Source organism: uncultured Traorella sp., assembly GCF_944327115.1.
Classification (GTDB): Bacteria; Bacillota_I; Bacilli_A; order Erysipelotrichales; family Erysipelotrichaceae; genus Traorella.
Map to the genome: position 1 here is coordinate 1 of NZ_CALVGS010000122.1, position 26,483 is coordinate 26,483.

At 40.7% G+C, this 26,483-nt stretch carries 24 protein-coding genes; 22 read left to right on the plus strand and 2 right to left on the minus strand.

The annotated features are described in order from the left end of the window. The 12 genes from Q0K35_RS10190 to Q0K35_RS10245 all read left to right on the plus strand — a co-directional run. Nucleotides 1-212, plus strand: a 212-nt coding sequence (locus Q0K35_RS10190; protein WP_294562754.1) for a S26 family signal peptidase, incomplete at its 5' end; no start/stop codon positions are given. After that, nucleotides 213-626, plus strand: a complete 414-nt coding sequence (locus tag Q0K35_RS10195; RefSeq protein WP_294562755.1) for a GNAT family N-acetyltransferase — start codon at nucleotides 213-215, stop codon at nucleotides 624-626. 16 nt (nucleotides 627-642) lie between these two features. Further along, nucleotides 643-1,512: a ribosome biogenesis GTPase YlqF gene (gene ylqF, locus Q0K35_RS10200; protein WP_294562756.1), complete on the plus strand. Its 870-nt coding sequence runs from the start codon at nucleotides 643-645 to the stop codon at nucleotides 1,510-1,512. After that, entirely contained in the window at nucleotides 1,496-2,119 is a 624-nt protein-coding gene (locus Q0K35_RS10205; protein ID WP_294562757.1) for a ribonuclease HII, read from the plus strand. The genes ylqF and Q0K35_RS10205 overlap by 17 nt, the downstream gene beginning before the upstream one ends. 47 nt (nucleotides 2,120-2,166) lie before the next feature. After that, nucleotides 2,167-2,886: a DNA-processing protein DprA gene (gene dprA / locus Q0K35_RS10210; RefSeq protein WP_294562758.1), complete on the plus strand. Its 720-nt coding sequence runs from the start codon at nucleotides 2,167-2,169 to the stop codon at nucleotides 2,884-2,886. Between the two features lie 58 nt (nucleotides 2,887-2,944). After that, nucleotides 2,945-5,074: a type I DNA topoisomerase gene (gene topA / locus Q0K35_RS10215; RefSeq protein ID WP_294562759.1), complete on the plus strand. Its 2,130-nt coding sequence runs from the start codon at nucleotides 2,945-2,947 to the stop codon at nucleotides 5,072-5,074. Beyond that, nucleotides 5,067-6,362: a methylenetetrahydrofolate--tRNA-(uracil(54)-C(5))-methyltransferase (FADH(2)-oxidizing) TrmFO gene (gene trmFO / locus Q0K35_RS10220; RefSeq protein WP_294562760.1), complete on the plus strand. Its 1,296-nt coding sequence runs from the start codon at nucleotides 5,067-5,069 to the stop codon at nucleotides 6,360-6,362. Before topA ends, trmFO begins: the two co-directional genes overlap by 8 nt. After that, nucleotides 6,355-7,239 carry a tyrosine recombinase XerC gene (gene xerC, locus Q0K35_RS10225; protein ID WP_294562761.1) on the plus strand — a complete coding sequence of 295 codons (885 nt, stop codon included), beginning with the start codon at nucleotides 6,355-6,357 and terminating at the stop codon, nucleotides 7,237-7,239. Before trmFO ends, xerC begins: the two co-directional genes overlap by 8 nt. 198 nt (nucleotides 7,240-7,437) lie before the next feature. After that, nucleotides 7,438-8,403 (plus strand): 30S ribosomal protein S2, encoded by a 966-nt coding sequence (gene rpsB, locus Q0K35_RS10230; RefSeq protein WP_294562762.1) that lies wholly within the window; start codon nucleotides 7,438-7,440, stop codon nucleotides 8,401-8,403. 18 nt (nucleotides 8,404-8,421) lie between these two features. Beyond that, complete coding sequence (gene tsf, locus Q0K35_RS10235; protein WP_294562763.1) at nucleotides 8,422-9,312, plus strand: translation elongation factor Ts; 891 nt, start codon at nucleotides 8,422-8,424, stop codon at nucleotides 9,310-9,312. Between the two features lie 121 nt (nucleotides 9,313-9,433). Then, nucleotides 9,434-9,604 carry a rubredoxin/rubrerythrin gene (locus Q0K35_RS10240; RefSeq protein WP_294562764.1) on the plus strand — a complete coding sequence of 57 codons (171 nt, stop codon included), beginning with the start codon at nucleotides 9,434-9,436 and terminating at the stop codon, nucleotides 9,602-9,604. A 193-nt stretch (nucleotides 9,605-9,797) separates the two neighbouring features. Then, nucleotides 9,798-10,736: a magnesium transporter CorA family protein gene (locus Q0K35_RS10245; protein ID WP_294562765.1), complete on the plus strand. Its 939-nt coding sequence runs from the start codon at nucleotides 9,798-9,800 to the stop codon at nucleotides 10,734-10,736. Between the two features lie 12 nt (nucleotides 10,737-10,748). On the opposite strand, the gene Q0K35_RS10250 is transcribed toward Q0K35_RS10245, so the two are convergent. After that, the gene (locus tag Q0K35_RS10250; protein ID WP_294562766.1) at nucleotides 10,749-11,891 is read right to left on the minus strand and encodes a CCA tRNA nucleotidyltransferase; all 1,143 of its coding nucleotides are present in this window, start codon (nucleotides 11,889-11,891) and stop codon (nucleotides 10,749-10,751) included. A 51-nt stretch (nucleotides 11,892-11,942) separates the two neighbouring features. Between Q0K35_RS10250 and Q0K35_RS10255 the strand changes: the two genes are divergently transcribed. From Q0K35_RS10255 to Q0K35_RS10285, 7 genes are all read left to right on the plus strand, one after another. Further along, entirely contained in the window at nucleotides 11,943-12,476 is a 534-nt protein-coding gene (locus tag Q0K35_RS10255; protein WP_294562767.1) for a class I SAM-dependent methyltransferase, read from the plus strand. A gap of 11 nt (nucleotides 12,477-12,487) precedes the next feature. Then, complete coding sequence (locus Q0K35_RS10260; protein ID WP_294562768.1) at nucleotides 12,488-13,153, plus strand: YoaK family protein; 666 nt, start codon at nucleotides 12,488-12,490, stop codon at nucleotides 13,151-13,153. Between the two features lie 100 nt (nucleotides 13,154-13,253). Next, the gene (locus Q0K35_RS10265) at nucleotides 13,254-15,791 is read left to right on the plus strand and encodes an AAA family ATPase (RefSeq protein ID WP_294562769.1); all 2,538 of its coding nucleotides are present in this window, start codon (nucleotides 13,254-13,256) and stop codon (nucleotides 15,789-15,791) included. 203 nt (nucleotides 15,792-15,994) lie between these two features. Beyond that, nucleotides 15,995-16,663, plus strand: a complete 669-nt coding sequence (locus tag Q0K35_RS10270) for a hypothetical protein (RefSeq protein ID WP_294562770.1) — start codon at nucleotides 15,995-15,997, stop codon at nucleotides 16,661-16,663. Between the two features lie 176 nt (nucleotides 16,664-16,839). Beyond that, the gene (locus Q0K35_RS10275) at nucleotides 16,840-18,432 is read left to right on the plus strand and encodes an LCP family protein (RefSeq protein WP_294562771.1); all 1,593 of its coding nucleotides are present in this window, start codon (nucleotides 16,840-16,842) and stop codon (nucleotides 18,430-18,432) included. A gap of 15 nt (nucleotides 18,433-18,447) precedes the next feature. Continuing rightward, entirely contained in the window at nucleotides 18,448-20,037 is a 1,590-nt protein-coding gene (locus Q0K35_RS10280; RefSeq protein ID WP_294562772.1) for an LCP family protein, read from the plus strand. 19 nt (nucleotides 20,038-20,056) lie between these two features. After that, on the plus strand, nucleotides 20,057-21,658 hold the full coding sequence (locus Q0K35_RS10285) for an LCP family protein (RefSeq protein WP_294562773.1): 1,602 nt from the start codon (nucleotides 20,057-20,059) through the stop codon (nucleotides 21,656-21,658). 25 nt (nucleotides 21,659-21,683) lie between these two features. Here Q0K35_RS10285 and Q0K35_RS10290 read toward each other — a convergent pair whose 3' ends face one another. Next, nucleotides 21,684-22,964, minus strand: coding sequence for an adenylosuccinate synthase (locus Q0K35_RS10290; protein WP_294562774.1), 1,281 nt, complete (start codon nucleotides 22,962-22,964; stop codon nucleotides 21,684-21,686). Between the two features lie 206 nt (nucleotides 22,965-23,170). Between Q0K35_RS10290 and Q0K35_RS10295 the strand changes: the two genes are divergently transcribed. Genes Q0K35_RS10295 through Q0K35_RS10305 form a run of 3 tightly spaced genes read left to right on the plus strand, consistent with a single transcriptional unit; the run spans nucleotide 23,171 to nucleotide 26,430 of the window. After that, nucleotides 23,171-24,271, plus strand: a complete 1,101-nt coding sequence (locus Q0K35_RS10295; RefSeq protein ID WP_294562775.1) for a glutamine synthetase family protein — start codon at nucleotides 23,171-23,173, stop codon at nucleotides 24,269-24,271. A gap of 1 nt (nucleotide 24,272) precedes the next feature. Further along, a complete protein-coding gene (locus Q0K35_RS10300; RefSeq protein ID WP_294562776.1) occupies nucleotides 24,273-24,824 on the plus strand; it encodes an ANTAR domain-containing protein in 552 nt (183 codons plus the stop codon). A 1-nt stretch (nucleotide 24,825) separates the two neighbouring features. Then, a complete protein-coding gene (locus Q0K35_RS10305) occupies nucleotides 24,826-26,430 on the plus strand; it encodes a CTP synthase (RefSeq protein ID WP_294562777.1) in 1,605 nt (534 codons plus the stop codon). Nucleotides 26,431-26,483: the final 53 nt, after the last annotated feature.

The window sequence follows — 26,483 nt, forward strand, 5'->3', positions numbered from 1 at the left end:
ATGCCGAATATGTAGTAAGTGAGGTAGCAGCCTATGGAAGGCTGACCGAGGATTTTGGCCCTGTTACCTTAGGAGAAGATGAATATTTTCTAATGGGAGATAATCGTCAGCATTCCACGGATTCAAGAGTTGTCGGAGCTTTTCACAAGGATGAAATTACGAGTGTGGGCATTTTTATCTATTACCCGTTTGATGAATTTGGGGTAAAATAAATGATTAGAGTCAAATATGAAATCACAGCGGAAGATTTTTTTAAGATGAGAAGATCTGTCGGCTGGCGGGATATTGGTATCAATCAGTTGAAGAAGGCTCTTGACAATTCGATGATAACACTCGGACTTTATGATGATCACAAGATCATAGCGATGGGAAGATTGGTCGGTGATTTTTCCTGTAAAGGAATGTTGACAGATATCATCGTTGATCCGAAATATCAAAGAAAAGGATATGGGAAACAGATCGTATCGGAAATCTTGGCGCTTTGCAAAAGCCGGTTGGATCAGGGCGATAAGATATGTATAGAAGCAAATCCGACGGCCGGCAACAGATTGTTTTATATCCATTGCGGATTTGAATATGATCCAAAAAAGCAGGAGGGTGTCTTTCTTTGGATAGAGAATGTATAAAAAGAGGAAGTGAATCATGGGCGAAAACAGAATAAATATCAACTGGTTTCCGGGGCATATGACCAAAGCTAAAAGGGAAATGCAGGAAAAATTGAAAATGGTGGATATGGTGGTAGAGTGTCGTGATGCCCGTATTCCCAATGCATCTAAAAATCCTTTATTAGAAGAGCTGATCGCACATAAGCCACGTTGTATCATCCTGACCAAGACAGATAAGGCGGATCCTAAGGAAACGGAAAAATGGATTGCCAGCTTAAAAAATGAAACGACAAAGGTAATAGGGTGTAACATATTAAAGGATAACATGACACAGATATTAACTTCTGCCAGTAAGGAAATCATGGCTTCATTTATCGAAAGGCAGAAAAGAAGGGGTATCAATCCAAGAGCCATTCGTATCATGATCGTGGGTATTCCGAATGTCGGTAAATCGACATTAATTAATCGAGTTGCTAAGAAAAAGGCTGTTGTCACAGCGGATCGTCCGGGTGTGACGCGTTCGCTGCAGTGGGTAAAGATCAATAAGGATCTTGAATTATTAGATACACCGGGAGTTTTGTGGCCTAAGTTTGAAGATGAGAATGTAGGTTTGTGTTTAGGTATCAGCGGTGCCATCCGTGATGAAATCTTACCTATGGAGGAAATCTTCATGTTTGGTTTAAAATATTGTATGGAGTATTATCCGCAGTATCTGATAAGCCGCTATGAAATTGAATTAAGTGACGATCCATTGGAAAATTTACGGCGTATTGCCAGAAAGCGCGGGTGCGTTAAAACAGCCAATGAGCTGGATGAGGAGAAGGCAATGAATCTTTTCATCCGTGAAGCCCGTGATGGATTGATTGGCCGGATCAGCTGGGAGCGAAGCGATGGAAACAGCGAATGAATATGAAAAACGCTGGTGGCAGGATGGAAAAAAATATGTCATCGGCATAGATGAAGCAGGTCGAGGGCCGTTGGCGGGACCGTTGGTAGTGGCAGCCGTCTGTTTTGAAGCGGGTTATCACCATGAGGGAATCTATGATTCAAAAAAGGTCAGCGAAAAGAAGCGGGAAGAAATGTTTCAGATCATTATACGTGAAGCGTTAGAGTACCATATCAGGATCGTAAGTCCGCAAGAGATCGATCAATTAAATATTTATCGGGCAACACAAAAAGCGATGGAAGAGCTCGGACGTGAATTTACATACGTAGATGGAATCCTGACGGATGCGATGCCGCTGCATCATATGTCCTGTGAGGTCTGTGATATCATCAAGGGTGATCAGAAAAGTGTCAGTATTGCCGCTGCCAGTATTTTAGCCAAGGTCGTCCGTGACCATATCATGAAGGGCTATGATCTTTTATACCCGGAATATGGTTTTGCGAAGCATAAGGGATATGGTACGAAGCAGCATCTGGAGGCTATTGAAAAATATGGTATATTAGAGATCCATCGTCAAAGTTATGGACCGGTTGCGAAACAAAAAATAAAACAATTACAATTTTTTTAGGAAAAATCACCTTTTCATGCATATATAAGAGTAGAGGTGGTTTTTTTATGAGAGAACAGATTTTATATTATGCATTAAAATATCGTGGAGAATATGCTTCGATGCATCGGGCGATCATGCGTGATGAAACATGGAAAAAAGTCCGTTGTGACCAGCAATATCTTACGATATTGGATGAAGAATATCCCAAGGAGCTTTTTCTTTTGGAATATCCTCCTTATATTCTTTTTTATGAAGGTGATCTTACACTTCTTAAATATCCTAAGGTATGCGTGATCGGTTCAAGAAACTGTTCCGGATATGCTCATAACGGCTGTCATGAATTGATTCGTTCACTGGATGCACATACGGTAATCGTCAGCGGGATGGCTAAGGGAGTCGATGCTTTGGCACATCAAAGTGCCCTTAAGCTGAATTACAGGACGATCGGTGTTATCGGCTGTGGCTTGGATAAGAGTTATCCGAAAGAAAATGCCTGGCTGTATGAAAAAATGAAAAGCAGTCAATTGCTGCTGAGTGAATATCCGTCAGGTACGCTGCCGCTTGCCCATCATTTTCCTTGGCGCAATCGGATCTTAGCGGCCCTGGGAGAGAAATGTTATGTCGTTGAAGCCAGAAATAAAAGCGGTACGATGATCACGGCGGATTATGCCCAGTCATTGAATAAGGAAGTCATTGCGTTTCCATATCGTTTTGATGATGATTTTGGCATGGGCTGTAATTGTCTGATCGAACAGGGAGCGGGTATTTTTATGAAGGAAAGATGAAAAGTGTTGACAAAAAGAAAAAAACAAGAATAATAATAAAGAAGTGAGTGTGATAAAAATGAAAAAACTGGTAATTGTGGAATCCCCATCAAAATCAAGAACGATTGAAAAATATTTAGGAAATGACTATAAGGTCGTTTCCAGCAAAGGACATATACGCGATTTAGCGACAAGTGGTAAGGGAGGACTGGGAATTGATATCGAAAACAATTTCACACCGACCTATGTGATCAGCAAAGATAAAAGAGAAACGGTCAAGGAATTAAAGGAAACAGCAAAGAAATGTTCTGAAATCTATCTGGCAAGCGACCCTGACCGTGAAGGAGAGGCGATTGCGTGGCATCTGGCAGAGGTGCTGGAGGTCGATAAGGATCAGAAAAACCGTGTTATCTTCAATGAAATTACGAAGAATGCGGTAATCGATGCCTTTAAATCACCACGTACCATCGACATGGATCTGGTCAAGAGCCAGGAAACGCGGCGCATGCTGGATCGCATCATCGGTTTTAAGCTTTCAGGACTTCTGAAAAATAAGATCAAATCAAAAAGTGCCGGACGTGTACAGTCTGTTGCGCTGAATCTGATCGTTGAAAGAGAAAAAGAGATACAGGCGTTTAAAAGTGAGGAATATTGGACGATCGATGCTTTGATTACGAAGGGTCATAAGAAATTCAAGGCTTCTTTAAATAAAATTAACGGTAAAAAAGTAAAGATCCAAAATGAAGAAGAAGCTAAAGCGATCGAGGAAGCCTGCAGCGGTGATTATGTCATCACTAAAATAGAAAAAAAGGTAAAAAAGAAACAGCCGCGACTTCCGTTTATTACTTCAACGCTTCAACAGGAGGCTTCTACCAAGCTGAATTTTTCCAGCAAGAAAACGATGAGCATTGCCCAGAAGCTTTATGAAGGTATTTCCATTAAAGGAAACCATGAAGGTTTGATCACATATATGCGAAGCGATTCAACACGTCTGAGCGATGTATTCGTAAAGGAAGCCTTTGACTATATTGAAAAAGAATATGGAAAGAAATATGTAGGAAAGGTACATCAGAAAAATAATAAAAATGCGCAGGACGCACATGAAGCTATTCGTGTGACGCATATTGACTATACGCCGGAGTCGATCAAGGATGATCTGACCAATGACGAGTATAAGCTGTATAAGCTGATCTATGCACGTACCATCGCTTATCTGATGGCGCCAAGTTTAAGCGACAGCGTAAGCGTAACGATTGAAAATGCAGGTCATGAATTCAATGCGTCAGGCTCGGTATTGACCTTTGACGGTTATTTGAAAGCTTATAAGGATTATGAACAGAATAAGGATGAAGTGCTTCCGGAAATGAGCGAGCAGGAAATCCTAAAGGATGTTTCTTTAGACAGAAAACAGCATTTTACAGAACCGCCTCTGCGTTATTCCGAGGCACGTCTGATCAAGGAAATGGAAGAAAAGGGAATCGGACGTCCAAGCACTTATGCTACGATCATCGATACGATCCAAAAGCGTTTATATGTAGAACTGGTGAAAAGCAATGAAAACAGTAAGACAAAGGTCTTTATTCCGACAGAGCAGGGTATTTTGACGGATGCCAAGCTTCAGGAATATTTCTCCAGCATCATCAATGTTTCTTATACGGCAAATATGGAAAAAGATCTGGATGAGATTGCCGAGGGCAAAAAGGAAAGTGTTACTGAATTAAGAGAATTTTATGATAAATTCGTACCGCTTTTAGATGAAGCCTATGAAAAAATGGAAAAGGTGGCCCCTCAAAAGACAGGGGAGCTGTGTCCGGAATGTGGCAGTGAGCTTGTTTATCGCAATGGAAAATATGGACGCTTTATTTCCTGCAGCAATTTTCCTGCCTGCAAATATACCAAAAGTGAAAATGAAGAAGAGGTTCGCTCAGAGGAAACATGTCCTAACTGCGGCAGTCCGATGGTGATGAAGAAGGGCCGCTATGGCAGCTTTTTAGCCTGTTCCAATTATCCGGAGTGTAAAACGATCAAAAAGATCAATGCGCCTAAGGAAGAGCCAAAGCCAACAGGAGAGATGTGTCCGGAGTGCGGCAAACCGCTTATCGAACGTAAATCGAGATATGGAACGACCTTTGTCGGCTGCTCAGGCTTTCCAAAATGTCGTTATATAAAGAAACAGCCGAAAAAGAAAAAAGGTGAAGAAAATGAATAGTGTCAAGGTAATCGGTGCGGGTCTTGCCGGATGTGAGGCTACATGGCAGCTTGTGAAGCGCAATATTCCTGTGACCTTGATCGAAATGCGGCCTGAAAAAAGTACACCGGCACATAAAAGTGCTTATTTCAGTGAGCTTGTCTGCAGCAATTCGCTGCGCAGCAATGAACTGACAAGTGCGATCGGACTTTTGAAAGAAGAGATGCGTCAGTTTGATTCTTTGATCATGCAGGCTGCTGAAAAGCATCGCTTGCCGGCGGGAAGTGCTTTAGCGGTCGATCGTGAAGCATTCTCAAAGGAAATTACACAGCGTTTGAGCGGGCATCCGCTTGTTACGATCGTTCATGAAGAAGTATGTGAGATTCCAAAGGGTCCTTGTATCATTGCTACCGGTCCTTTGACGAGCGATGCTCTTTCAAAAAGTATCCAGGATCTGCTTCAGGAAGAAGAATTCTATTTTTATGATGCGGCAGCACCGATCATTGAAAAGGATTCGATCGACTTTACAAAAGCCTACTATAAGTCACGCTATGATAAAGATGAAGCAAGCTATATCAACTGTCCGATGACAAAGGAAGAGTTTGAAGCTTTTTATCAAGAAGTGATCCATGCGGAATGTGTCAAGATGCATGAATTTGAAGAAGAAAAATATTTTGAAGGCTGCATGCCATTTGAGGAAATGGCCAGAAGAGGCGAAAAGACACTTTTATTCGGACCGATGAAGCCGGTAGGTCTGGAAACGGATAAGATCAAGCCGTATGCAGTCGTTCAGCTCCGTCAGGATAATGCTGCTGCTTCTTTATATAATGTCGTTGGTTTTCAGACACATTTGAAATGGCCGGAACAGAAAAGGGTATTATCAATGGTTCCGGGTCTTGAAAATGCCCGTTTTGCCCGCTATGGAGTGATGCATCGCAATACGTATATCTGCTCACCTAAGGTATTGAAAGCGACTTATGAGTGCAAGCTGAGAGATGATTTATTTTTTGCCGGCCAGATGTGCGGCGTGGAAGGATATATCGAATCTGCTGCCAGCGGATTGCTGGCGGGCTTGAATATGGCCAATCGTATTCACGGAAGGGAATGTGTGATCCTGCCGCCAAGCTGTATGATGGGAGCCATGGCGCATTATATCACACATACGCATCCTAAATACTTTCAGCCGATGAATGCTACTTATGGCATCATGCAGTGTCTTTCTAAGACGAATAAGCATAATAAAAAAGAAGTGCTTGCAAAGCAGGCATTAGATATCATAAAAGAGAAGAAGGCATGCTTCGATGAATGAATGGATTCATAAATTTCTCGATTACATCGCTTCGATCAATACAGACAGCGAGCATACCAGAGATGCCTATCAGCGTGATTTGAATCATTACCAGAGCTTTTTGGAAAGAGAACAGATCAGCTATGATCAGGCAGACCGTCAGATCATTCTAAACTATATCACTTATTTGCGAATGGAATGTCATTTGAAAAATTTATCGGTCTTGAGAAAGATATCGACCGTCCGTTCATTTTATCGCTATTTAAGTGAATATCACGGATTGGAAACAAATCCCTTTGCATTGATCAAATTGGGAAAAAAAGAAAAAAAAATACCGGAATTTCTTTTCTATGATGAAATGGATGCCTTATTAAACAGCATTCCCCTTGATAACGATGAAGATATTCGCAACCGTGCCATGTTTGAGATCATGTATGCCTGTGGCTTACGTGTCAGTGAGGTCGTTTCTTTAAGAGTTGATGATATCGATCTCAATGACCATGTTTTGCGGGTCATCGGAAAGGGAAGCAAAGAAAGGATCGTTCCTTTCTATGATGAAGCCGGTGATTTCTTAAAGCTGTATTTAAATCAGGTACGTAAAAAATGGTGTGATGAAAAAGAGCGCATCTGTTTTTTGAATTTGAAGGGAAAGCCTCTGACGACCCGTGGTGTTCAATATATCTTAGATAAGGTCGTTTTAAAAAGCAATCTGCTTCTCAAGGTACATCCTCACATGTTTCGTCATTCCTTCGCAACCCATCTTCTCGATAATGGAGCGGATCTCAGGGTGGTGCAGGAGCTTTTGGGACATTCCTCACTTTCAACGACCCAGATTTATACGCATGTATCGAGAGAGCATTTAAAAAATACATATGAAAAAGCTTTTCCTCGCAGATAGCTGACAATAACGCTGAAATTCCTATGAAATCAATAAAAACGCTTGTTTTTCAGGCGTTTTTATTCTATAATAAACAAGCGCAAAGCGCAAAATACACACATCATGGATTCTCTGATCCGTGCCTTAGTCCCGAAGCAGGTTGATGATGATAGGTTATCAGAGATATGAAATGATGGAGGAAAAACGGAGGAAAAGTATATGGCAGTCATTTCAATGAGAAAATTATTGGAAGCAGGTACTCATTTCGGACACCAGACTCGCAGATGGAATCCGAAGATGAAACCAAACATTTATACATCAAGAAACGGTGTATATATCATTAATCTTGAGAAAACTCAGGAACAGATCGAAGAAGCTTACAACAAGCTGAATCAGATTGCGGCTGAAGGCGGAAAGGTACTTTTTGTAGGTACGAAGAAACAGGCTCAGCAGATCGTGATGGAAGAAGCTTTACGTTCAGGCTCATTCTATGTTAATCAGAGATGGCTTGGAGGACTTCTGACAAATTTCAGAACGATCCAGAAGCGTGTAAAACGTCTGATCGAAATCGAAGAAATGGAAGCAAACGGTTCTTTGGAGGTTTATCCTAAGAAAGAGGTTGCCCAGATCAAGAAGGAAAAAACAAAATTAGAAAATTCATTAGGTGGAATCAAGGAAATGAAGAAGCTTCCAAACGCTTTATTCGTGATCGATCCTAAGGAAGAACATAATGCTGTTGCGGAAGCCAAGAAATTAGGCATTCCTGTATTTGCGATGGTAGATACGAATTGTGATCCTGAAGTGGTTGACTATGCGATCGCTTCAAATGATGATGCTGTCCGTTCGATCAAGCTGGTCGTTGAACTGATGGCAGATGCAATCGTAGAAGCTAAGGGCGGCTTGCTGTCAGTAGCTCGTCAGGTTGAAGAAGAACCGGATGTTACGATGGCAGATGTAATCGTGAATGTAGAAGAACAGATTGCTGAAAATGAAAGACGTCGTCGTCAGAAGAACGAAGAAAGACGTGCTCAGCAGGCACAGCGTCGTCCTTACAACAGAGATGCAAAAAGAGGCGGACGCTCATTCGCAAGAAAAGAAAAGGAAGAGGTTGCAACTGAAGGGACAGTTGCTGAACCGGTAGCTGAAGCAAACGAAGTGAAAACTGAAGCAGAAGCTGGCGAATAATAACAGGAGGAAAAGCAAATGGCAATTACGGCACAAGATGTAAAAGCGTTAAGAGAAAAAACAGGTGCAGGAATGATGGACTGTAAAAAGGCCCTGACTGAATGCGACGGTGATATTGAAAAGGCCAGTGAATGGCTGAGAGAAAAGGGTATCGCAAAGGCTGCTAAGAAGGCCGGACGTATTGCTGCGGAAGGAGCTACTCGTGTAGCTGTTGACAACAATACAGCCGTTATCTTTGAAGTCAATTCAGAAACAGATTTTGTTGCGAAAAACGAACAGTTTTTAGCGCTGATGGATACGATCCAGAATTTATTGCTGAAAAACAAGCCAGCTACTGTTGAAGAAGCAATGGCTGCTAGTATGGATGGCAAGACATTGGAAGAATTAGTTACCGATGCTACGGCAACGATCGGTGAAAAGATTACTTTCAGAAGATTCAAGATCGTTGAAAAAACAGATGCTGATGTATTTGGTGCTTATATTCACATGGGCGGCAAGATCTCTGCTCTAACTGTTTTAACAGGTACAAATGATGCAGCAGTAGCAAAAGATGTTGCAATGCAGGTAGCTTCTATGAATCCGCAGTATGTTTCCCGTGAGGATATGCCTCAGGAAGCTATTGAGAATGAAAGACATGTCCAGATGGAAATCTTAAAGAATGATCCTAAGCTTTCCAGCAAGCCTGAAAAAGTACTTCACGGAATCGTTGAAGGAAGACTTACAAAGTCACTTCAGGAAATTTGCTTAGTTGATCAGGTTTACTTTAAGGAACCGGATCTGAAGGTTGGCCAGTATGTGAAGAATCACAATGCAAGCGTGAAGTCTTTCGTACGCTATGCTGTTGGTGAAGGTATTGAAAAACGTCAGGAAAACTTTGCTGAAGAAGTAATGTCACAGATTAACGGATAATTGAAAAACCTATGCTGATGCATAGGTTTTTTATATACATGATTGAATAATCGCTATATTATGATATAATATTAGTAATCATTCTCAAAATAAAAGAAGAATGAGAATATGGAAAGGAAGAATGACTATGTGGATGTGTTCGATTTGCGGCTATGAATATGATGGTGAAGATTTTTTAAGCGTTGAGGATGATTATGTTTGTCCTTTATGTGAATCAAAGAATTCATATCGTGACAGAGATATGAATTCGGAAATCGAAATGGCTGTAAGAGAATTTAAAAATAATGAGTAGAGCTGCTTAGGCAGCTTTTATTTTTTTTAAAAGAATAAATTCATGGATACCAGATGATTTAAACTGTGATATAATGAAACAGGAAAGAAGGTGTTTGTATGTCTCCTGAGCCCTTAGGCCCTGATCGAAGTAGAATGAAGAATAAAACAGGAGATATGCAAGACTATCTCCTGTAAAAAGGGAGGTAGGAAATATGATTGAATTCTACAAGACTTTTAATAATGTAACTAAAAAAATAGCAGCACCTGAAAAAGGCTGCTGGATCAATGTCGTACATCCGAGTACAGAGGAAACAGAATATCTGGTCAATGAAGTTAAGGTCCTTCCTGAATTTGTCAAGGCTTCTTTAGATGAAGAAGAAAGCTCACACGTGGATTATGATGAAGATGAAGGCCAGACGCTGGTGATCGTGGATTATCCGAATGCTGATGATGATCCAAATAACAAGACGCTGCTTTATACGACCTTACCGTTAGGTGTCGTCATCATGAAGGATTATATCGTAACGATCTCGCTTCAGGAAAATCTCAATATAGAAGATATGGCTGAAGGCAGGATCAAAGGAATGAACACAGAGCTCAAGACACGTTTTCTGCTCTTGCTGCTTTTGAGGATTTCCCAACGTTATCTGATTTATCTTCGTCAGATTGACCGTGAATCCTCACGAACAGAAAGAAAGCTTCATCAGTCAATGCAGAATAAGGAATTGATCCAGATGCTGGGACTTGAAAAATCACTGGTATATTTTTCCACTTCTCTGAAGTCAGATGAGGTTACCCTGAATAAGATCATGCGTGGCAAGCTGATCAAAATGTATGAGGATGATCAGGATCTTTTAGAAGATGTCATGATTGAAATTCATCAGGCAGTTGAGATGTGTAATATTTATTCAAATATCTTGTCAGGTACCATGGATGCTTTTGCTTCGGTCATTTCCAATAACTTGAATATCGTTATGAAAGTGCTGACGGTCATTACGATCGTTATGGCAATTCCAAATATCATTTTCAGCTTTTATGGGATGAACGTTGAAGGGCTTCCTGTGGCACAGTGGTGGTTTCCGACCCTTCTGGCAGTGATTGCCTGTCTGATTGCCACATGGATCTTTAAGAAAAAGGATATGTTTCATTAAAAACTCCGCACTCTAATGCGGATTTTTTATATATTTAAGAAGGATCTCTTTTTGATTGAGGGAAGGATCATCAAGCACCAGATCCGTGCATCGATGCAGGGCTTCCTTGATTTGTTTTCCTTGAAATCCCAGTTTGATGAGATCATTTCCGTCCACAGCCAGCTTTTCTAAATAATCATGCTGCCCGATCATCTGATGAAACAGTGTAAGATCCATTTGCTTGAAAAGCAGGATCTTTTCACTAAGCTCAATTCCATTATCGTAGATCAAGTGCCGCAGCCTGCGTGGATCATTTGAAAGGGAAATCTTCTTATATTCGACAAGCGTTACGACCTGTCGGATCATTTTTTTTGAACAATGCCAACTTTTTAAGATCTTCTTTGCATATGAACTTGAAAAGAAAAGACAGGCTATCTTACATTCAAGATCATACGGGCAGACTTCAAGCGCATCTGATATCGAAGAATGGGCATGAATATTAAAATAGGGAAACAGATGATAATAGACAAGAATCGAATAAGGATTTTTTCCTTCAACCATCAAAATCTGTTTCAATTCATCGACCTTACGTTCGATAGAAATAGCATCTAAAAGCGGAAGAGATTGAAAGAGGGCTTTTTCTGTTTCTTTTTCGATCGTAAAATTTAAAGAGTATGCAAAACGGATCGCTCTCAAAATACGCAAAGCATCTTCCTGAAACCGTTTTTTAGGGTCGCCGATACAACGGATGATCTTATGTTTCAGATCGTCAAGACCATGATGCTCATCGATCAGATGTCCGTTTGTATCACAAGCAAAAGCATTGATCGTAAAATCCCGGCGTTTTAGATCTTCATGGAGAGAGCGCGTAAAGGCAACCTTTTCAGGAATACGGTGGTGAAGATAATTTTGTTCGATTCTAAATGTCGTAATTTCGATATGATGATGCTGGTTGATGATCGTAAGGGTTCCGTGGCGGATGCCTGTTTCGATGATCTTGTATTCTCCCAGTATTTTTTTCATTTCTTCAGTGCTGGCAGCAGTGGCGGCATCATAGTCATGAACTTTTTTGCCTAAAAGAAAATCACGGATACAGCCTCCGACATAATAGGTTTCATAATGTTCGCTCAGCTTTTGAATCACTTCCTGAATCGGCTGAGGCACTAAGAGTTGCAAAGTTTTCATCTTAGCTTTATTATAAATTGGAAAGGAAGAGGTAACAAGAGAATGTTGAAAAAAGTTGTAGATATTGCTCATGATATATTGCTTGAGGGAATGGATGAACAGAGTATTGCTGTTGATTTTACCTGTGGTGGCGGTCATGATTCATTATTTTTAAGTCAGCATGCTTTATATGTGCATAGCTATGATATTCAAAAGGAGGCTCTTGATGATGCGAAAAAGCTCTGTCATCAGGCCAAGAACATAAGTTTTCATCATAAAAGCCATTTATATTTTGATGAAGATGTGGAGCGGTTTGATCGAGGAATCTTTAATCTGGGATATTATCCCAAGGGTGACAGAAGCATCACGACACAGGCCCATGAGGTGCTGGAGGCTATAAAAAAAGCACTTGATAAGCTTAACCATGGCGGTAAGATCGTCATTGTCTGCTATCCGGGATTTGAAGGCGGTAAGCTGGAAGCCGAGCAGATTGAAAAAGCACTTGCTGGTCTTGAAAGCAAGTGGTATGATGTTTATCGCTTTGGCTTGTTAAATCGACATCAGGCACCATATCTGATAGGAATTGAAAAGCATTAGGGGGAAGAAGTATGAATCAGGAAAGACAAATGTCACAGTCGATGCCGCTGGCAATCATGCTGACGCTTGCGGGAGGCTTTCAGGATGCCTACTCTTATAATAGTCGTGGGCATGTATTTGCGAATGCCCAGACAGGAAATATCGTTTTATTTGCTCAGAATCTGATGAGCGCCCAGTTTGATCAGGCGTTGCATTATCTTGTACCGGTGCTCGCTTTTATGATTGGGGTCTATGTCAGTGAAAGGATCCATCATAAATATAAATATTCACAAATGCTCCATTGGCGACAACTGATTCTTTTCAGTGAGGTTTGCCTGCTTATCATAGCTGGATTTATAGAATCAGATATGGCTGCTAATATTTTATTATCTTTTGCTTGTGCCATGCAGGTGCAAAGCTTTCGCAAATTTAAGGGAATCATGTATGCGACCACGATGTGCATCGGCAATATGCGCAGTGCGACAGAAATGCTGTGCCAGTACCATATCAGTCAAGATGAAGAAGTGAAAAGGAAAAGCTATCGTTATTATCTATTGATCCTTATTTTTGCACTGGGAGCCGGTTTAGGAGCTTTAAGTTCATGGCAATGGGGAAATCATTCCATTTGGATAGCGGCCTTATTTATGATGCTGGGGGTCATTCTGATGTTTGTTCGAGAGAAAAAAGAAGAAGAATAAAAAAATTTAAAAAAATTAGCACTCTACTATTGACAGTGCTAATTTATATGGTATAATACTGTTAGCACAAAAAGGAATGGAGTGCTAAGGAGGGATTTTCATGGATGTAAATCAATTATCTGAAAACATGCAGAAAATATTGCTGAAGGCAATTGAAAAAGCTAAAAGCTATCAGCATGTCAGTGTCGATACACTTGAATTTCTGGAAGCTATATTTGAAGATAACACACTTGATGGTCTTTTTAAGCGTGTAGCACTTGATAAAGAAAAAGTATTCAGGATCCTTCAAGACGAGAATACGCATATCGCACGAACCTCTTATAAGGATATTACATTAAGCAATAAGGTTCAGGAGAGCTTTATGAATGCGAAAAAATGGTCCGATGAGCATGAGGAAAGCTATGTGAGCGTATTTAGTGTTCTGTTGGCTCTTTTGAAGAATAAAAGCAGTATTTCACAGCGGGTGGTCAGTGAATGTGGCATTGATCTGAAAAAGCTGGAAAGTGAGGAATTGATTCGTAGAGGGGGAATGAAGATGAATACCCAGACCAGTGAAAATAATATTGAAGCATTAAGTAAATATGGACGTGATTTAGTTGAGGATGTAAAGGAAGGCAAGATCGATCCGGTCATCGGACGTGATGAAGAAATTCGTCGAGTTATTGAAATATTGTCGAGGAAGACAAAAAATAATCCGGTGCTGATCGGTGAGCCGGGCGTTGGTAAAACAGCGATTGTCGAGGGCATTGCATGGAGAATCATGAAGGGTGATGTTCCTTTGACATTAAAAGATAAGAAGCTGATTGAATTGGACATGGGCTCTTTGATTGCCGGTGCCAAATATCGGGGTGAGTTTGAGGAACGTTTAAAGGCTGTTCTTGAAGAAGTCAAGAATGCAAACGGCGGTATCATCTTATTTATTGATGAAATTCATAATCTTGTCGGAGCCGGTAAAACAGAAGGCAGCATGGATGCCGCTAATCTGTTAAAGCCGATGCTGGCACGTGGAGAATTACGTTGTATCGGTGCGACGACCTTTGATGAATATCGTAAGTATATTGAAAAAGATGCCGCATTGGAAAGACGTTTCCAGAAGGTGATGGTCAATGAGCCGACGGTTGAAGATACGATCTCGATTTTGCGTGGCTTAAAAAGCCGTTTTGAATCCTATCATGGCGTAAAGATCCTGGATGAAGCGATCATTGCCAGTGCAACGCTTTCTAATCGTTATATCACAGATCGGTATTTGCCGGATAAAGCTATTGACTGTATCGATGAAGCCTGCGCCATGCTGCGTGTAGAAATGGATTCGATGCCGGCTGTACTGGATGAGCTTTCCCGTAAGATCATGCAGCTGGAAATTGAAGAAACAGCTTTGAAACAGGAAGAAGATAAGAAGACAAAAGAACGTTTGGCTGAAATCGTCGATGAGCTGAAGGAGCTTAAAACAAAACGTGATGAGCTGCATGCCAAGTGGATGGATGAAAAACGTGATTTGGAAGCAAGCAAGCAGGATAAGATCGATCTGGAGAAGGCTAAGCTGGAGCTGGAAAGAGCACAGAACGATGCCCGTTATGAAGATGCGGCCCGTCTGCAGTATCAAACGATCCCAAATCTGGAAAAACGTATCAAGGAAGCCAGTGAGAATATCAAGAGCGATTCTTTGATTCAGGAAACGGTCAATGAAGAAATGATTGCCAAGGTCGTTTCGAGATGGAGCGGTGTAGAGGTCAGCCGGATGGTAGAAAGTGAACGTATCAAGCTGTTGCATCTGCGGGAAGCCTTAGGTAAACGTGTCATCGGTCAGGATGAGGCGCTGACGCTTGTTACGGATGCGATCATGAGAAGCAAGGCACAGATTCAGGATGAAAACCGTCCGATCGGTTCCTTCCTCTTCTTAGGTCCTACAGGTGTCGGTAAGACGGAAGTGGCAAAAGCATTGGCTGAACAATTGTTTGACAGTGAAAGTCATATCATTCGTATCGATATGAGCGAATATATGGAGAAACACAGCGTCAGCCGGTTGATCGGTGCTCCTCCGGGATATGTCGGTTATGATGAAGGCGGACAATTGTCAGAAGCAGTTCGTCGTAATCCTTACTCGATCATTCTTTTTGATGAGGTAGAAAAAGCCCATCCGGATGTTTTTAACCTTTTGCTTCAGATCCTGGATGATGGACGTATCACTGATAATAAAGGTGTTACGATCGACTTTAAGAATACGCTGTTGATCATGACAAGCAACTTGGGAAGCGAGCATGCCAATGATGCGAATCCGAAGGAAGGTTATATGGCTGCTGTCAAATCATTCTTCAAACCGGAATTTATCAATCGTATTGATGAAATTATCGTCTTTAATTCACTCAATGATGATATGCTGCGCAAGATCGCTCATAAGTTCATGAACGAATTGATCGAACGTTTGAAGCAGAAAGACATTACCCTTGAAGTAAGCGACCGTGTTTATGATAACATTTCGAAATACGGTGTTGATGCCGTTTATGGTGCTCGTCCGATGAAGCGTTATATCCAGCGTAATATTGAAACGATGATTGCCAGAAAGATCATTGAAGGTACGATCAGCAAGGATCAGCATGTATTATTGGATGTTGAGAATGATGAATACGTAATACGTTAAATCACAGAAGACAGATAAAAGAATCCCACTAAAACAGATCAAGGAAATAAAAAAATTTCACTTATCTGGAAGTGGGATTTTATTTTGGGAAGAATGCCTGAAATCGAGCGTTTTTATAAGAGAAGGCATGCGAGAAATAAAACTTCTTTTTTTATATCAAATATGATACAATTTACATGTTGGTTAATGATTTTGGAGGAAATATGGATAACAGAATTTTAATAGCCGTCATAGTTGGTATTTTAGTAGTCGTGGTCATGAATCTTGTGAGAAAATATTTGGAAAAAAGATATACGATCAAACTGATGAAGGCTATCATGACGGATGAAGATGAATTTTTAAAGCTTGTTGATTCTTTTATGGTGAAATATTTATTCCCGCCTTATAACCGTGAATTCATGCGTTTGAACAATTATATTGCCAGAGGTGCAGATAAAAAGGTAAAGGAACAGATTTCACTGATGGAACAGATGCGCATGAATCGGAATCAGCGGTTTGCGGTTTATCAGACAGCTTTCCAATATTTTATTACGATCAATAGTGAATCAAACGCTAAAAACATGCAGCGTAAGATGAATGCCTTTATTGATGAAAATAAGCTTGATCCGGAAATGAAAAAGACGATCGATATGGATATGAAGATGTATTTTGATAAGGATATTTCAACACTTCCGTATATTGATGAGAAGCTGGAAAACTGTGATGATGCGGACAAGGCAGTCTGGAATCTGAAGAAGGCTTATGTATTAAAAGCGAATCAGAAGCTGGAAGAAGCTAAAGAATGTATTCGATTGGTCATGCAATATACAAATGATCCGACGCAAAAACAGATCATGCAGGATCTGCTGGATAATAATTTAAAAGATTTATAGGAGAATGATCTCCTTTTTTATATGTTACTGACAAAAGCTGACTATGTATATGAAAGAAGCTGCTTGTCCATGCAGTCATGCAAGAAATCGGCATTTGAAGCATTATCACAAAATTTCACATTTAATCCTTTATGAAAAGTGGTATAATACAACTGTTATTTTTTAGGAGAAACGATATGAGAACAAGGAAAAGGAAAAAAATCAACAACAAGGTAGATTTGGTCCTGCTTTTATTATTTTTAGTAATCGGATTTTATTTCAGTATCGAAGCGATCATGGGAAATCTGATTCCATTGAAATATATCTTTATATTTATGGCCGCTGTTCTAATTTTATTTGTAGGAATCTTTCTGACTTTTAAAGTCAGGAATTCAGCCTTTCGAATCATCAGAAAAGTGTTTTTAACGGTTTTATGCTGTGTTTTGTTATTTGGCGGTATTTTTCAGGGACAGATCAGAAATGCATTTTCTAATGTGAATGACGGTTCTTATTATAAGGACTATATGTATGTCATTACCTTGAAGGACAATGATTATGAAAGCATCGAGGATGTGGGGGTGCTTGGATATCTGAGCCAGCGTGATGATCTGTTGGATTATTCGTTAAAGCAGCTAAATGAATATTCATTGAGGAATAAAACGTATGATACGTTAGAAGATGAGCTGGCAGATCTCGATGATGAAGAAATAGATGCGGTATTGATCAGTGCCAAGGATCAGACGCTTCAGGAATTAAATGACAGCAGTTTTTCAGGAAAATATAAAACGATACATACGATAGAGATGACGGTTGAAAGCAATAATGATGTGGTTCAAAGCGATTTAACGTCAAAGCCGTTTGTTGTCTATGTAGCGGGACTTGATAACATGGGCGAGCCGACCCAGCTGGGGCTTCATGATGTAAATATGCTTTTGATGGTTGATCCTGTCAATCATCATGTAGAGATGATTTCTATCAATCGGGATACTTATATACCGAATCCGATGATGAATGATTATCCGGATAAGCTGACGCATTTGGGATGGTATGGACCGGAAACCGCAATGGAGACGCTTGAGAGGATTTTTGGGATCGAAATCGATTATTATGCGAAGGTTACCTTTGAATCACTGATCAAAATCATTGATACGTTAGGTGGCATCGATGTCGATGTTCAGATATCGTTTACTGAACAGGATGAGAATCGCTCCTTTGCTGAGGGCGATCTGATCCATCTTGAAAAAGGTTACCAGCATCTCAATGGTTCACAGGCACTGGCTTATGCGCGTCATCGTCATACAGAGGGCTGGGATGTCAGAGGCCGAGAACAGGCTCAGCGTGATATCATTGCTGCAATCGTGGATAAGATGTTATCCGTTGAGGGTGCCTTGAAGCTGGGAGATGTTGTCAATGTGGCCGCCAGCTATGTTTCGACGAATATGTCGATGGACAGTGCACGTTCCTTTGTGAAAAGTGCGATTGATTCCGGTCATGGATGGACATTTGGTTCTTCAACGGTCAATGGTGATGTTGAGGTCTTATTGCCATGTGCGATGGAAAATGATCTGGAGCGTTCTGTCGTATTGCTGGAAGAAAGTGATATTCAGCTTGTTCATGATATTTATACGTCTATGAATACTCAGATTCATTTTAATGAATTTGCTTTCGATTTGGATGACATGGAAAAGTATATGGATACATTTACTCTTGACAAACATGTAATAACTCTGGAAAATTATTATGAAGTGGTGCCCGAATACTTTCCTGAGTATTTAAGGTATAGATTTTAAGATAGGAGTGATATTTTGAAAGATCGAACGAAGAAAATCAATAAAAGAATTGATTTGGTATTGCTGATCCTTTTTTTGGCAGGCAGCTTATATTTTTTGATTGAAGCAATTGCCGGTGAAATGATACCGATGAACTATATCCTGATTGCCGGTGTTGTTTTACTGTTGATTTTTCTTTTGATATTTGCTACCTTTCGAATAGAAAATATGGCTGTCTTTGTCATTCGTAAGATTTTGCTGGCGGGGTTATGTGTACTGCTTGTCTTTGGTGCCGTATTCCAGGGAAGGATACGAAGTGCCTTTGCGAATGTTGATGACGGATCCACCAATATCAGCAGGATGTATGTCATTGCTCTTGAGGATTCTTCATTGCAAAGCATGGACGATGTTGAAACGTTAGGTTATGTGGATCATGCGAATGCTCTGATCACTTATTCCATTGAACAGCTGCAAAGCTATTCGATGGAGGAAATGGCATATAACAGTGTTGATGAAATGCTTGCTGCTTTAAATGCTGATGAAATCGAGGCGGCAATGATCAGCGATCAGGATCAAAGCTTTGAGATTCAGAAGGAGAATAGTACTTATTCCGATGATTATAAGATCATTCATACGATCGAGATGAAAACAACGTCAGAGTCTGATACTGTTGATAACGATTTAAGCAAGCCTTTTGTCGTTTATGTTTCCGGAATGGATGATATGGGTGAGCCTACTTATAATGGTTTGAGCGATGTGAACATGCTGTTAATGGTCGATCCGCAAAATCATCATGTAGAAATGATTTCCATCAATCGTGATACCTATGTGCCTAATGCGAAATATAATGATTATCCGGATAAGCTGACGCATTTAGGATGGGATGGCGTGGAAGCCGGAGCGGCTGCTTTGGAGCGTATTTTCGGCATTGAGATCGATTATACGGCGAAAGTGACTTTTGAATCACTCATCGAGATCGTAGATACCCTTGGAGGTATTGATGTCGATGTACAGCTGGATTTCTGTGAACAGGATGAAAATCGTTCGTTTGCTTCTGCTGATCTGATCTGTCTGAATAAGGGCTATCAGCATCTCAATGGTTCGCAGGCATTGGCTTATGCGCGTCACCGGCATACGGCCGGCTGGGATGTCAAGGGCAGAGAACAGGCTCAGCGTGATATCATATCAGCCATCGTCAATAAGCTGCTTTCCGTAGAAGGTGCTTTGAAAGCAGGAGATGTATTGAATGTCGCATCGAATTATGTATCTACGAATCTTCCGATGAGCAGTGTAAAATCCTTTGTGATGAATGCCATCAGTGATGGCCATGCATGGACATTTGGTTCTTCTACCGTTAATTCAAATTATGAATATTTGTTTCCTTGTGCAAGTTATACGAGCCAGGATCTTTATGCGGTACTTTTAGAGGAAGAAGATATCATGCATGTACATGATCTGTATGTGACGATGAAATCAGATGAAAGCTTCAGTGACTTTGCTTTCGATTTAAATGATATGGAACGATATGAAAATACCTTTGAACTGGATCCAAAGGTCATTACGGTTGAAAATTACTATGACACGGTTCCGGCTTATTTTCCAAGTTATCTGAGACATAATTTCTAAGCAGAATGGAGGTGGACACATGAGAAAAGACAGGATCAGCACGACGATCGATCTGATTTTACTGATCATCTTTACGGTGTCCGCCATTTTTATATCGACCCAGTTATATTTAGGGAATATTGTTTCTTTTTTCTGGCTCATCTTACTGATTTTTCTTTTTATTGCTTTTTTGGTCGGAATGTTCATCTGGCTGTTATTAACAAAGAAGCTGGCATGGCTGCGACGCTCTGTTTTATTCATTTTCAGTATTTCGCTGGTAGTTGGGGGTTTTTATTTAGGAAACCTTCGCTCTGTCAGCCAGCAGGAAACAGATGGCATTGTCATGTATTATCAGATGAATCTGTTAAGCAATGATGAAAATGTAAAGGAAGCAGAGGAACTGGATGGCAAAAAAATCGGTTTTGTGATGAATGACCGCAATCATATCCAGGCCTTTGATGATATCAATGCTTCATTTCAGACAAAAAACTGTCAGCTGATCGAGTATTACAGCATGGAATATCTGATACATGCTTTGGAGGAAGATGAGATTCAGGGAATGATCCTCAGCGATCATAACCTGGCGGTTTTAAAAGCTGCGTATCCGCAGATAAGTCATAAGCTTGTTCTTTTGAATCAGAATGTTCATGAGGTTTTGATATCCCATACCGCAAAGCCTTTGGAGGAGGGCCAGCCGATAAGCATTTTGCTTACCTTGGGTGAGGATGATCTGCCGGCAGATTATGTTTCCTATTCATTGAAGTGTCTGTTGCTTTTTATCGATCCGATTGACCATGAGGTCACGTTGATCGAAATACCGAATAATCTGTATATTCCTAATGTGGCTTATGATTCTTATCCCGATGCCTTATATAATGTTTCTTATAATGGTATTGATAATTTATTGTATTCGATCGAGAGCATATTCGGTGTGGAATTCGATTATTTCATTAAGACAAGCTTTCAATCGATCTTGAATTGTGTGGATATCATGCAGGGAATAAATATTCCTCAAGAGGTATGCGTTGAAGATGTCTGTGTGATGGAGGATGTCACGATGAATGCCGGACAGGTTGCTGATTATTATAGAAGCAGTGATGATCTTAATACCATTATTGAGGGAATATTTGAGAAGAGGGATGAATTAAAGACAACGAAGCTCATGAATTTTTTGAATAATTATAAACGTTCTTCTTTTACGAATCTTACTTCTATAGAGCTCAGAAGGCTGGTTTCCATGCTTGACAGCGATGAAGGATGGAGCTTTGTAAGCCAATCGTTTCTGGATCTGACGACTTCTTATGAGCCTTGTGTCAGCTTTGGAGCTAATGATACCTATGAGGTGTCGATCATTGATGCTGATTTTTTGGATCGGATATATAGCTGTTTCTTAAAGAATTCTCATATGGAGATCATGAGTAATTTTGCCTTTGACCTCGATCGGATGAGAAATAACAGGATACTGCCTTATTCAAATGAAAAGCTGATCACAACGAGTAATATGGATTGGAAGATTTCTGAATATTTTGCCTTGCTGCCGGAATCGATCGTCAGTCCGATCGAAATAGAAAAGTGGAACGGGACGATACGTTTTGAACAGCCAAATTATGATCCGGATGCGCCAATTCAAGAAATAGAATAAAAAAAATACACCGTGAGGTGTATTTTTAGATTTCATGAACAAGGATATTGTTTTCGCGGTCAGGACCTACTGAAACAAGAGAAATCTTTGTTTTGGTGACTTCTTCGATTTTCGCAAGAAACTTCTTGCAATTTTCAGGAAGATCATCATAAGAACGAATAGCTGTGATATCTTCACACCAGCCGTCCATCATTTCATAAATCGGTGTTGCCTTAGCATATTCTTCAAGGGAGCTTGGAATAGCGGTCGTACGTTTGCCGTTGATCTCATAGGCAACGCATACCGGAATTTTTTCAAAGCTGTCTAATACGTCGATTTTGGTAATGACGATATCAGTAAGACCATTGATGATGGCTGCGCGCTTTACTACACAAAGATCCAGCCAGCCGCAGCGTCTTGGCCTGCCGGTCGTAGCTCCGTATTCATTTCCGATCTCTCTGAGCTTTTGACCATTTTCATCATTGAGCTCTGTGATAAAAGGTCCTTCTCCTACACGTGTGGAATAAGCCTTCACGACACCGATGATCTTATCTAATTTATGTGGTGATACACCGGCTCCTTCACATACACCGGCACTGGTCGGAGAAGAGCTTGTGACATAAGGATAGGTTCCGTAATTGATATCCAGCATAGCTGCCTGTGCTCCTTCAAAAAGCACATGCTGATTACTGTCTAAAGCATCGTTGACAAGCGTAACGGAATCAATGATACGTTTCTGCAGCTTTTCTCTGACTTCTCGGAACTGTTCGACCAGCTGATCATAATCAAAAGGTTCCTCATGATAAAGCTTGGTGATCTGTTCATTCTTGATCGCCAAAGTCGAAGCCAGACGTTTTTTAAAAGTTTCAAAATCCAGCAAATCGCCGACTCTTAAGCCAATGCGCGTATATTTATCGGCATAACAAGGGCCGATCCCTCTTTTTGTCGTTCCAATTTTATTGTTGGCTAAGCGTTCCTCCTGCAACATATCTAATTTGATATGGTAAGGCATGATCAGATGCGCACAATCGGAAATCAGGATATGTGAGCTGTCAAAGCCCTGGCTTTCCAGCGATTCGATCTCCTGCAGAAAGACAAATGGATCAATGACGACTCCCGGACCAATGACGCATTTCGCATTTGGATGCAAAGCACCGCTTGGCAGCAGATGCAGGACAGTTTTTTTACCGTTGACGACTACGGTATGACCGGCATTGTTTCCGCCTTGAAAGCGTACGACCATATCGGCCTTTTCACCTAAGACATCTACGATTTTTCCTTTGCCTTCATCCCCCCATTGACAACCTACGACAACATAACTCGGCATAAATTTCACTCCTAACTGTTACTGATACATGATATCATTTTTTTATATTTTAGGCAATTTTATTTGTAAATAAAATCTGTTTCAAAACATTAAAAAATAAAGAAAATAATTGACAAATGAAAGATGAGAATTTAAGATATATCTGTAGAACAAAGGCGTTCCACATGTTTTTTTATGTTGAATGCTTTTTTCATTTAGGGGGTTTTATGAGAGAAACGGAACGAGAAGTCTTACGGTTTGTGGAAGAAAATGATGTGAAATTTATCCGCCTTGCTTTTAGTGACCTTGAAGGAACACAGAAGAATATGTCGATCATGCCTTGTGAATTAGAAAAAGCATTTTCAAAAGGGATTCCTTTTGACACCTCAAAATTCCAAGGTTTTTTTCATAAAAAGGCTTTTTTAAGACCGATAGCAAATACGCTTTCACTTTTGCCGTGGCGTCCGCAAAGCGGTCGTGTGATTCGTCTGTATTGTGATATCGTTGATGAAAATGGTCGTCATATGGAATATGATTCAAGGGAAATACTCAGTCAAACGATTGAAAAGGGAAAGAAAAAGGGATATGAGTTTCAAATAGGCGTTGAATGTGAATTTTATCTTTTTAAAAATGATGCCTACGGTCATGAAACAACCGAGCCGATCGATCATGGTTCCTATTTTGATATAGCACCCCTCGATCAGGCAGAAAATATTCGCCGTGATATCTGTTTGACCTTAGAAAAGATGTCGATCCAGCCATTAAGCAGTCATCATGAAGCAGGATGGGGACAGAATGAAATCGTTTTTGCGGAAAATGAACCTCTGTGTGCCTGTGATAATATCATGACATATAAAAGCGTGGTAGCTACGATGGCATCATTGAGCGGATATAGTGCCAGCTTTCATCCTTTGCCGATCAAAGATCAGCCGGGAAGCGGACTTCATTTCCGTATTGCGATACAAAAAAATGATGTCCTTCTTGATGAACATGATGAAGCGATGAAGCAGTTTAAAGAACGTATTCAAAAACGTCTTCCTGAAATCTGTGCAATTCTTGATACCAAGGAAGAATCCTATGAAAGAGTGAATCGGCTTGATCCGAAACGATTGATTGAAATTGACAAAGAATGGCTGATCGTTCATTCTGCCGACAGCTTGTGCAATCCATATCTGGCGCTTGCCTGTATGTTGGAAGCCGGTATGTGTGAAGAAACTTCTTGTGAAAAACTACCCACGAATCTTGAAAAAGCTCGCAAGATCGCACAACATTCATCTTTTCTTTCATCCTTCCTAAATGAAAATATCTTAAAGGTTTACAGCCAATAGGATGAAAAGCTGTCTTCTTGCAGGCAATATATCTTCACCATTTTTAGCACGCTGTCAGATGTATTTTGATACGGTCGATGTCTTGACAAGCGGTGTGGAGGTTCGGCGGCGGCTGAGCTCACAGACTTATTCCTGTGTGATGATCATGACACCGCTGATCAATGAATTTGGTGATATGCTGGCACGTTATGCGGCGACTGATCCCTATTGTCTTGTTGTTTTGTGGGTGAAGAGTGAAATGGTGGAAGAGATGGCGCAGGCATTGGAAAATGTATATGTCCGCAGCATTTTTGATATGGATGAGTGGGATAGCTTTATGCAGTTTTTAAATGTGACATGTCAGAAAATGGATGTGATTCGGGCACAGAAAGATGATCTGATGAAAAAAATCGATGAGATCCGGCTGGTGGATCGGGCCAAATGTCTGTTGATTGAAAAATTTCATTATTCAGAAGAAAAGGCGCATTATACAATTGAAAAGAAAGCAATGGATAATCGTCTTAGCCGTTTACAGGTAGCTAAGATCATTATCCGTCATATCAAAGGAGATTAAGATGAGAAAATATATTTTTATTACAGGTGGAGTCGTGAGCGGTCTTGGAAAAGGTATTACCGGAGCTTCACTCGGAAGACTTTTAAAAAATCGCGGTTATAAGGTGATCAGCCAGAAATTAGATCCCTATATCAATGTGGATCCCGGTACGATGTCCCCTTATCAGCACGGAGAGGTATTCGTAACGGAAGATGGTGCAGAAACAGATCTGGATCTGGGACACTATGAACGCTTTATTGATGAAAATTTGAATCATTTTTCTAATCTGACGACGGGAATGGTTTATCATAAGGTGCTTACTGCCGAGAGAAAAGGAGAGTATCTTGGTGAAACGGTACAGGTCGTGCCGCATATTACCAACGAAATAAAAAAATATATCTATCAGGTCGGTGAAAAAAGCGAGGCAGATATCGTCATTTCTGAAATTGGCGGTACGGTTGGCGACATTGAAAGTCAGCCTTTTCTGGAATCTGCACGGCAGCTGTCAATAGAGGTAGGACGTGAAAATTGCTGTTTCATTCACGTAACATTGGTCCCATATATTTCCGGAAGCAATGAATACAAATCCAAACCGACGCAGCATTCGGTCAGGGAATTACAATCTTACGGGATTCATCCGAATATCATCGTTACCCGCAGTGATGGTCATTTAGGATCAAGCATACGTAAGAAGATCTCATTATTCTGTAATGTTTCACCGGAATGCGTTATTGAAAACGAAACATGCAAGAGCCTTTATGAAGTAGTCTTGATGTTAGAAAAACAGCATTTTTCCGAGGTTGTCTGCGCTCAGCTGTCACTGCCTCCGAAACCAATCGATCTGAGCGAATGGAAAAGTCTGGTAGAGAGAATCAACAGCTGTGAGCGAGAGGTCAAAATCGGTTTGGTCGGCAAATATGTCCAGCTGCATGATGCCTATCTTTCAGTAATGGAGTCGTTATATCATGGCGGTTATGCCCTTGGTGCCAAAGTTTTGATCCAATGGATCGACAGTGAAGAGATCACACCATTCAATGTTGAAGATAAGCTGAAGGAATGTGACGGCCTGATCATACCGGGAGGCTTTGGCCTTCGCGGAATCGAAGGAATGATTGAAACAGCTTATTATGCACGGACGCATCATGTTCCGCTATTAGGCATTTGTCTTGGCATGCAGGTCATGACGATCGAGTTTGCCCGTCATGTCCTTCAATATCAGGATGCCAATTCATATGAGTTTGATCCGCTTTCCAAGCATTGCGTCATTCATTTCATGGAGCATCAGTCAGATGAAATCTCTAAGGGAGGTACGATGCGCTTAGGAGCTTATCCTTGTCAGCTTACCGCAGGTTCAAAGCTGATCTCGCTTTACGATGAACCTGTCATTCATGAGCGTCACCGTCACCGCTATGAATTTAATAATGATTATCGCGAAGATATGGAAAAGGCAGGACTGGTCATTGCGGGAACGAGCCTTGATGGAAAGCTGGTCGAAGCAATTGAGGTAAAAGATCATGATTTTTATATCGGTGTCCAGTTTCATCCGGAATTTAAATCCCGTCCGAATCGTCCGCATCCACTGTTTACAGGCCTTGTTCATGCCGCTATTCTTCATTCTCAGAAATAAGTGTCCGCAAGGGCACTTTTCTTTCAATTTTGTAAGACTTTCACTTTATTGAG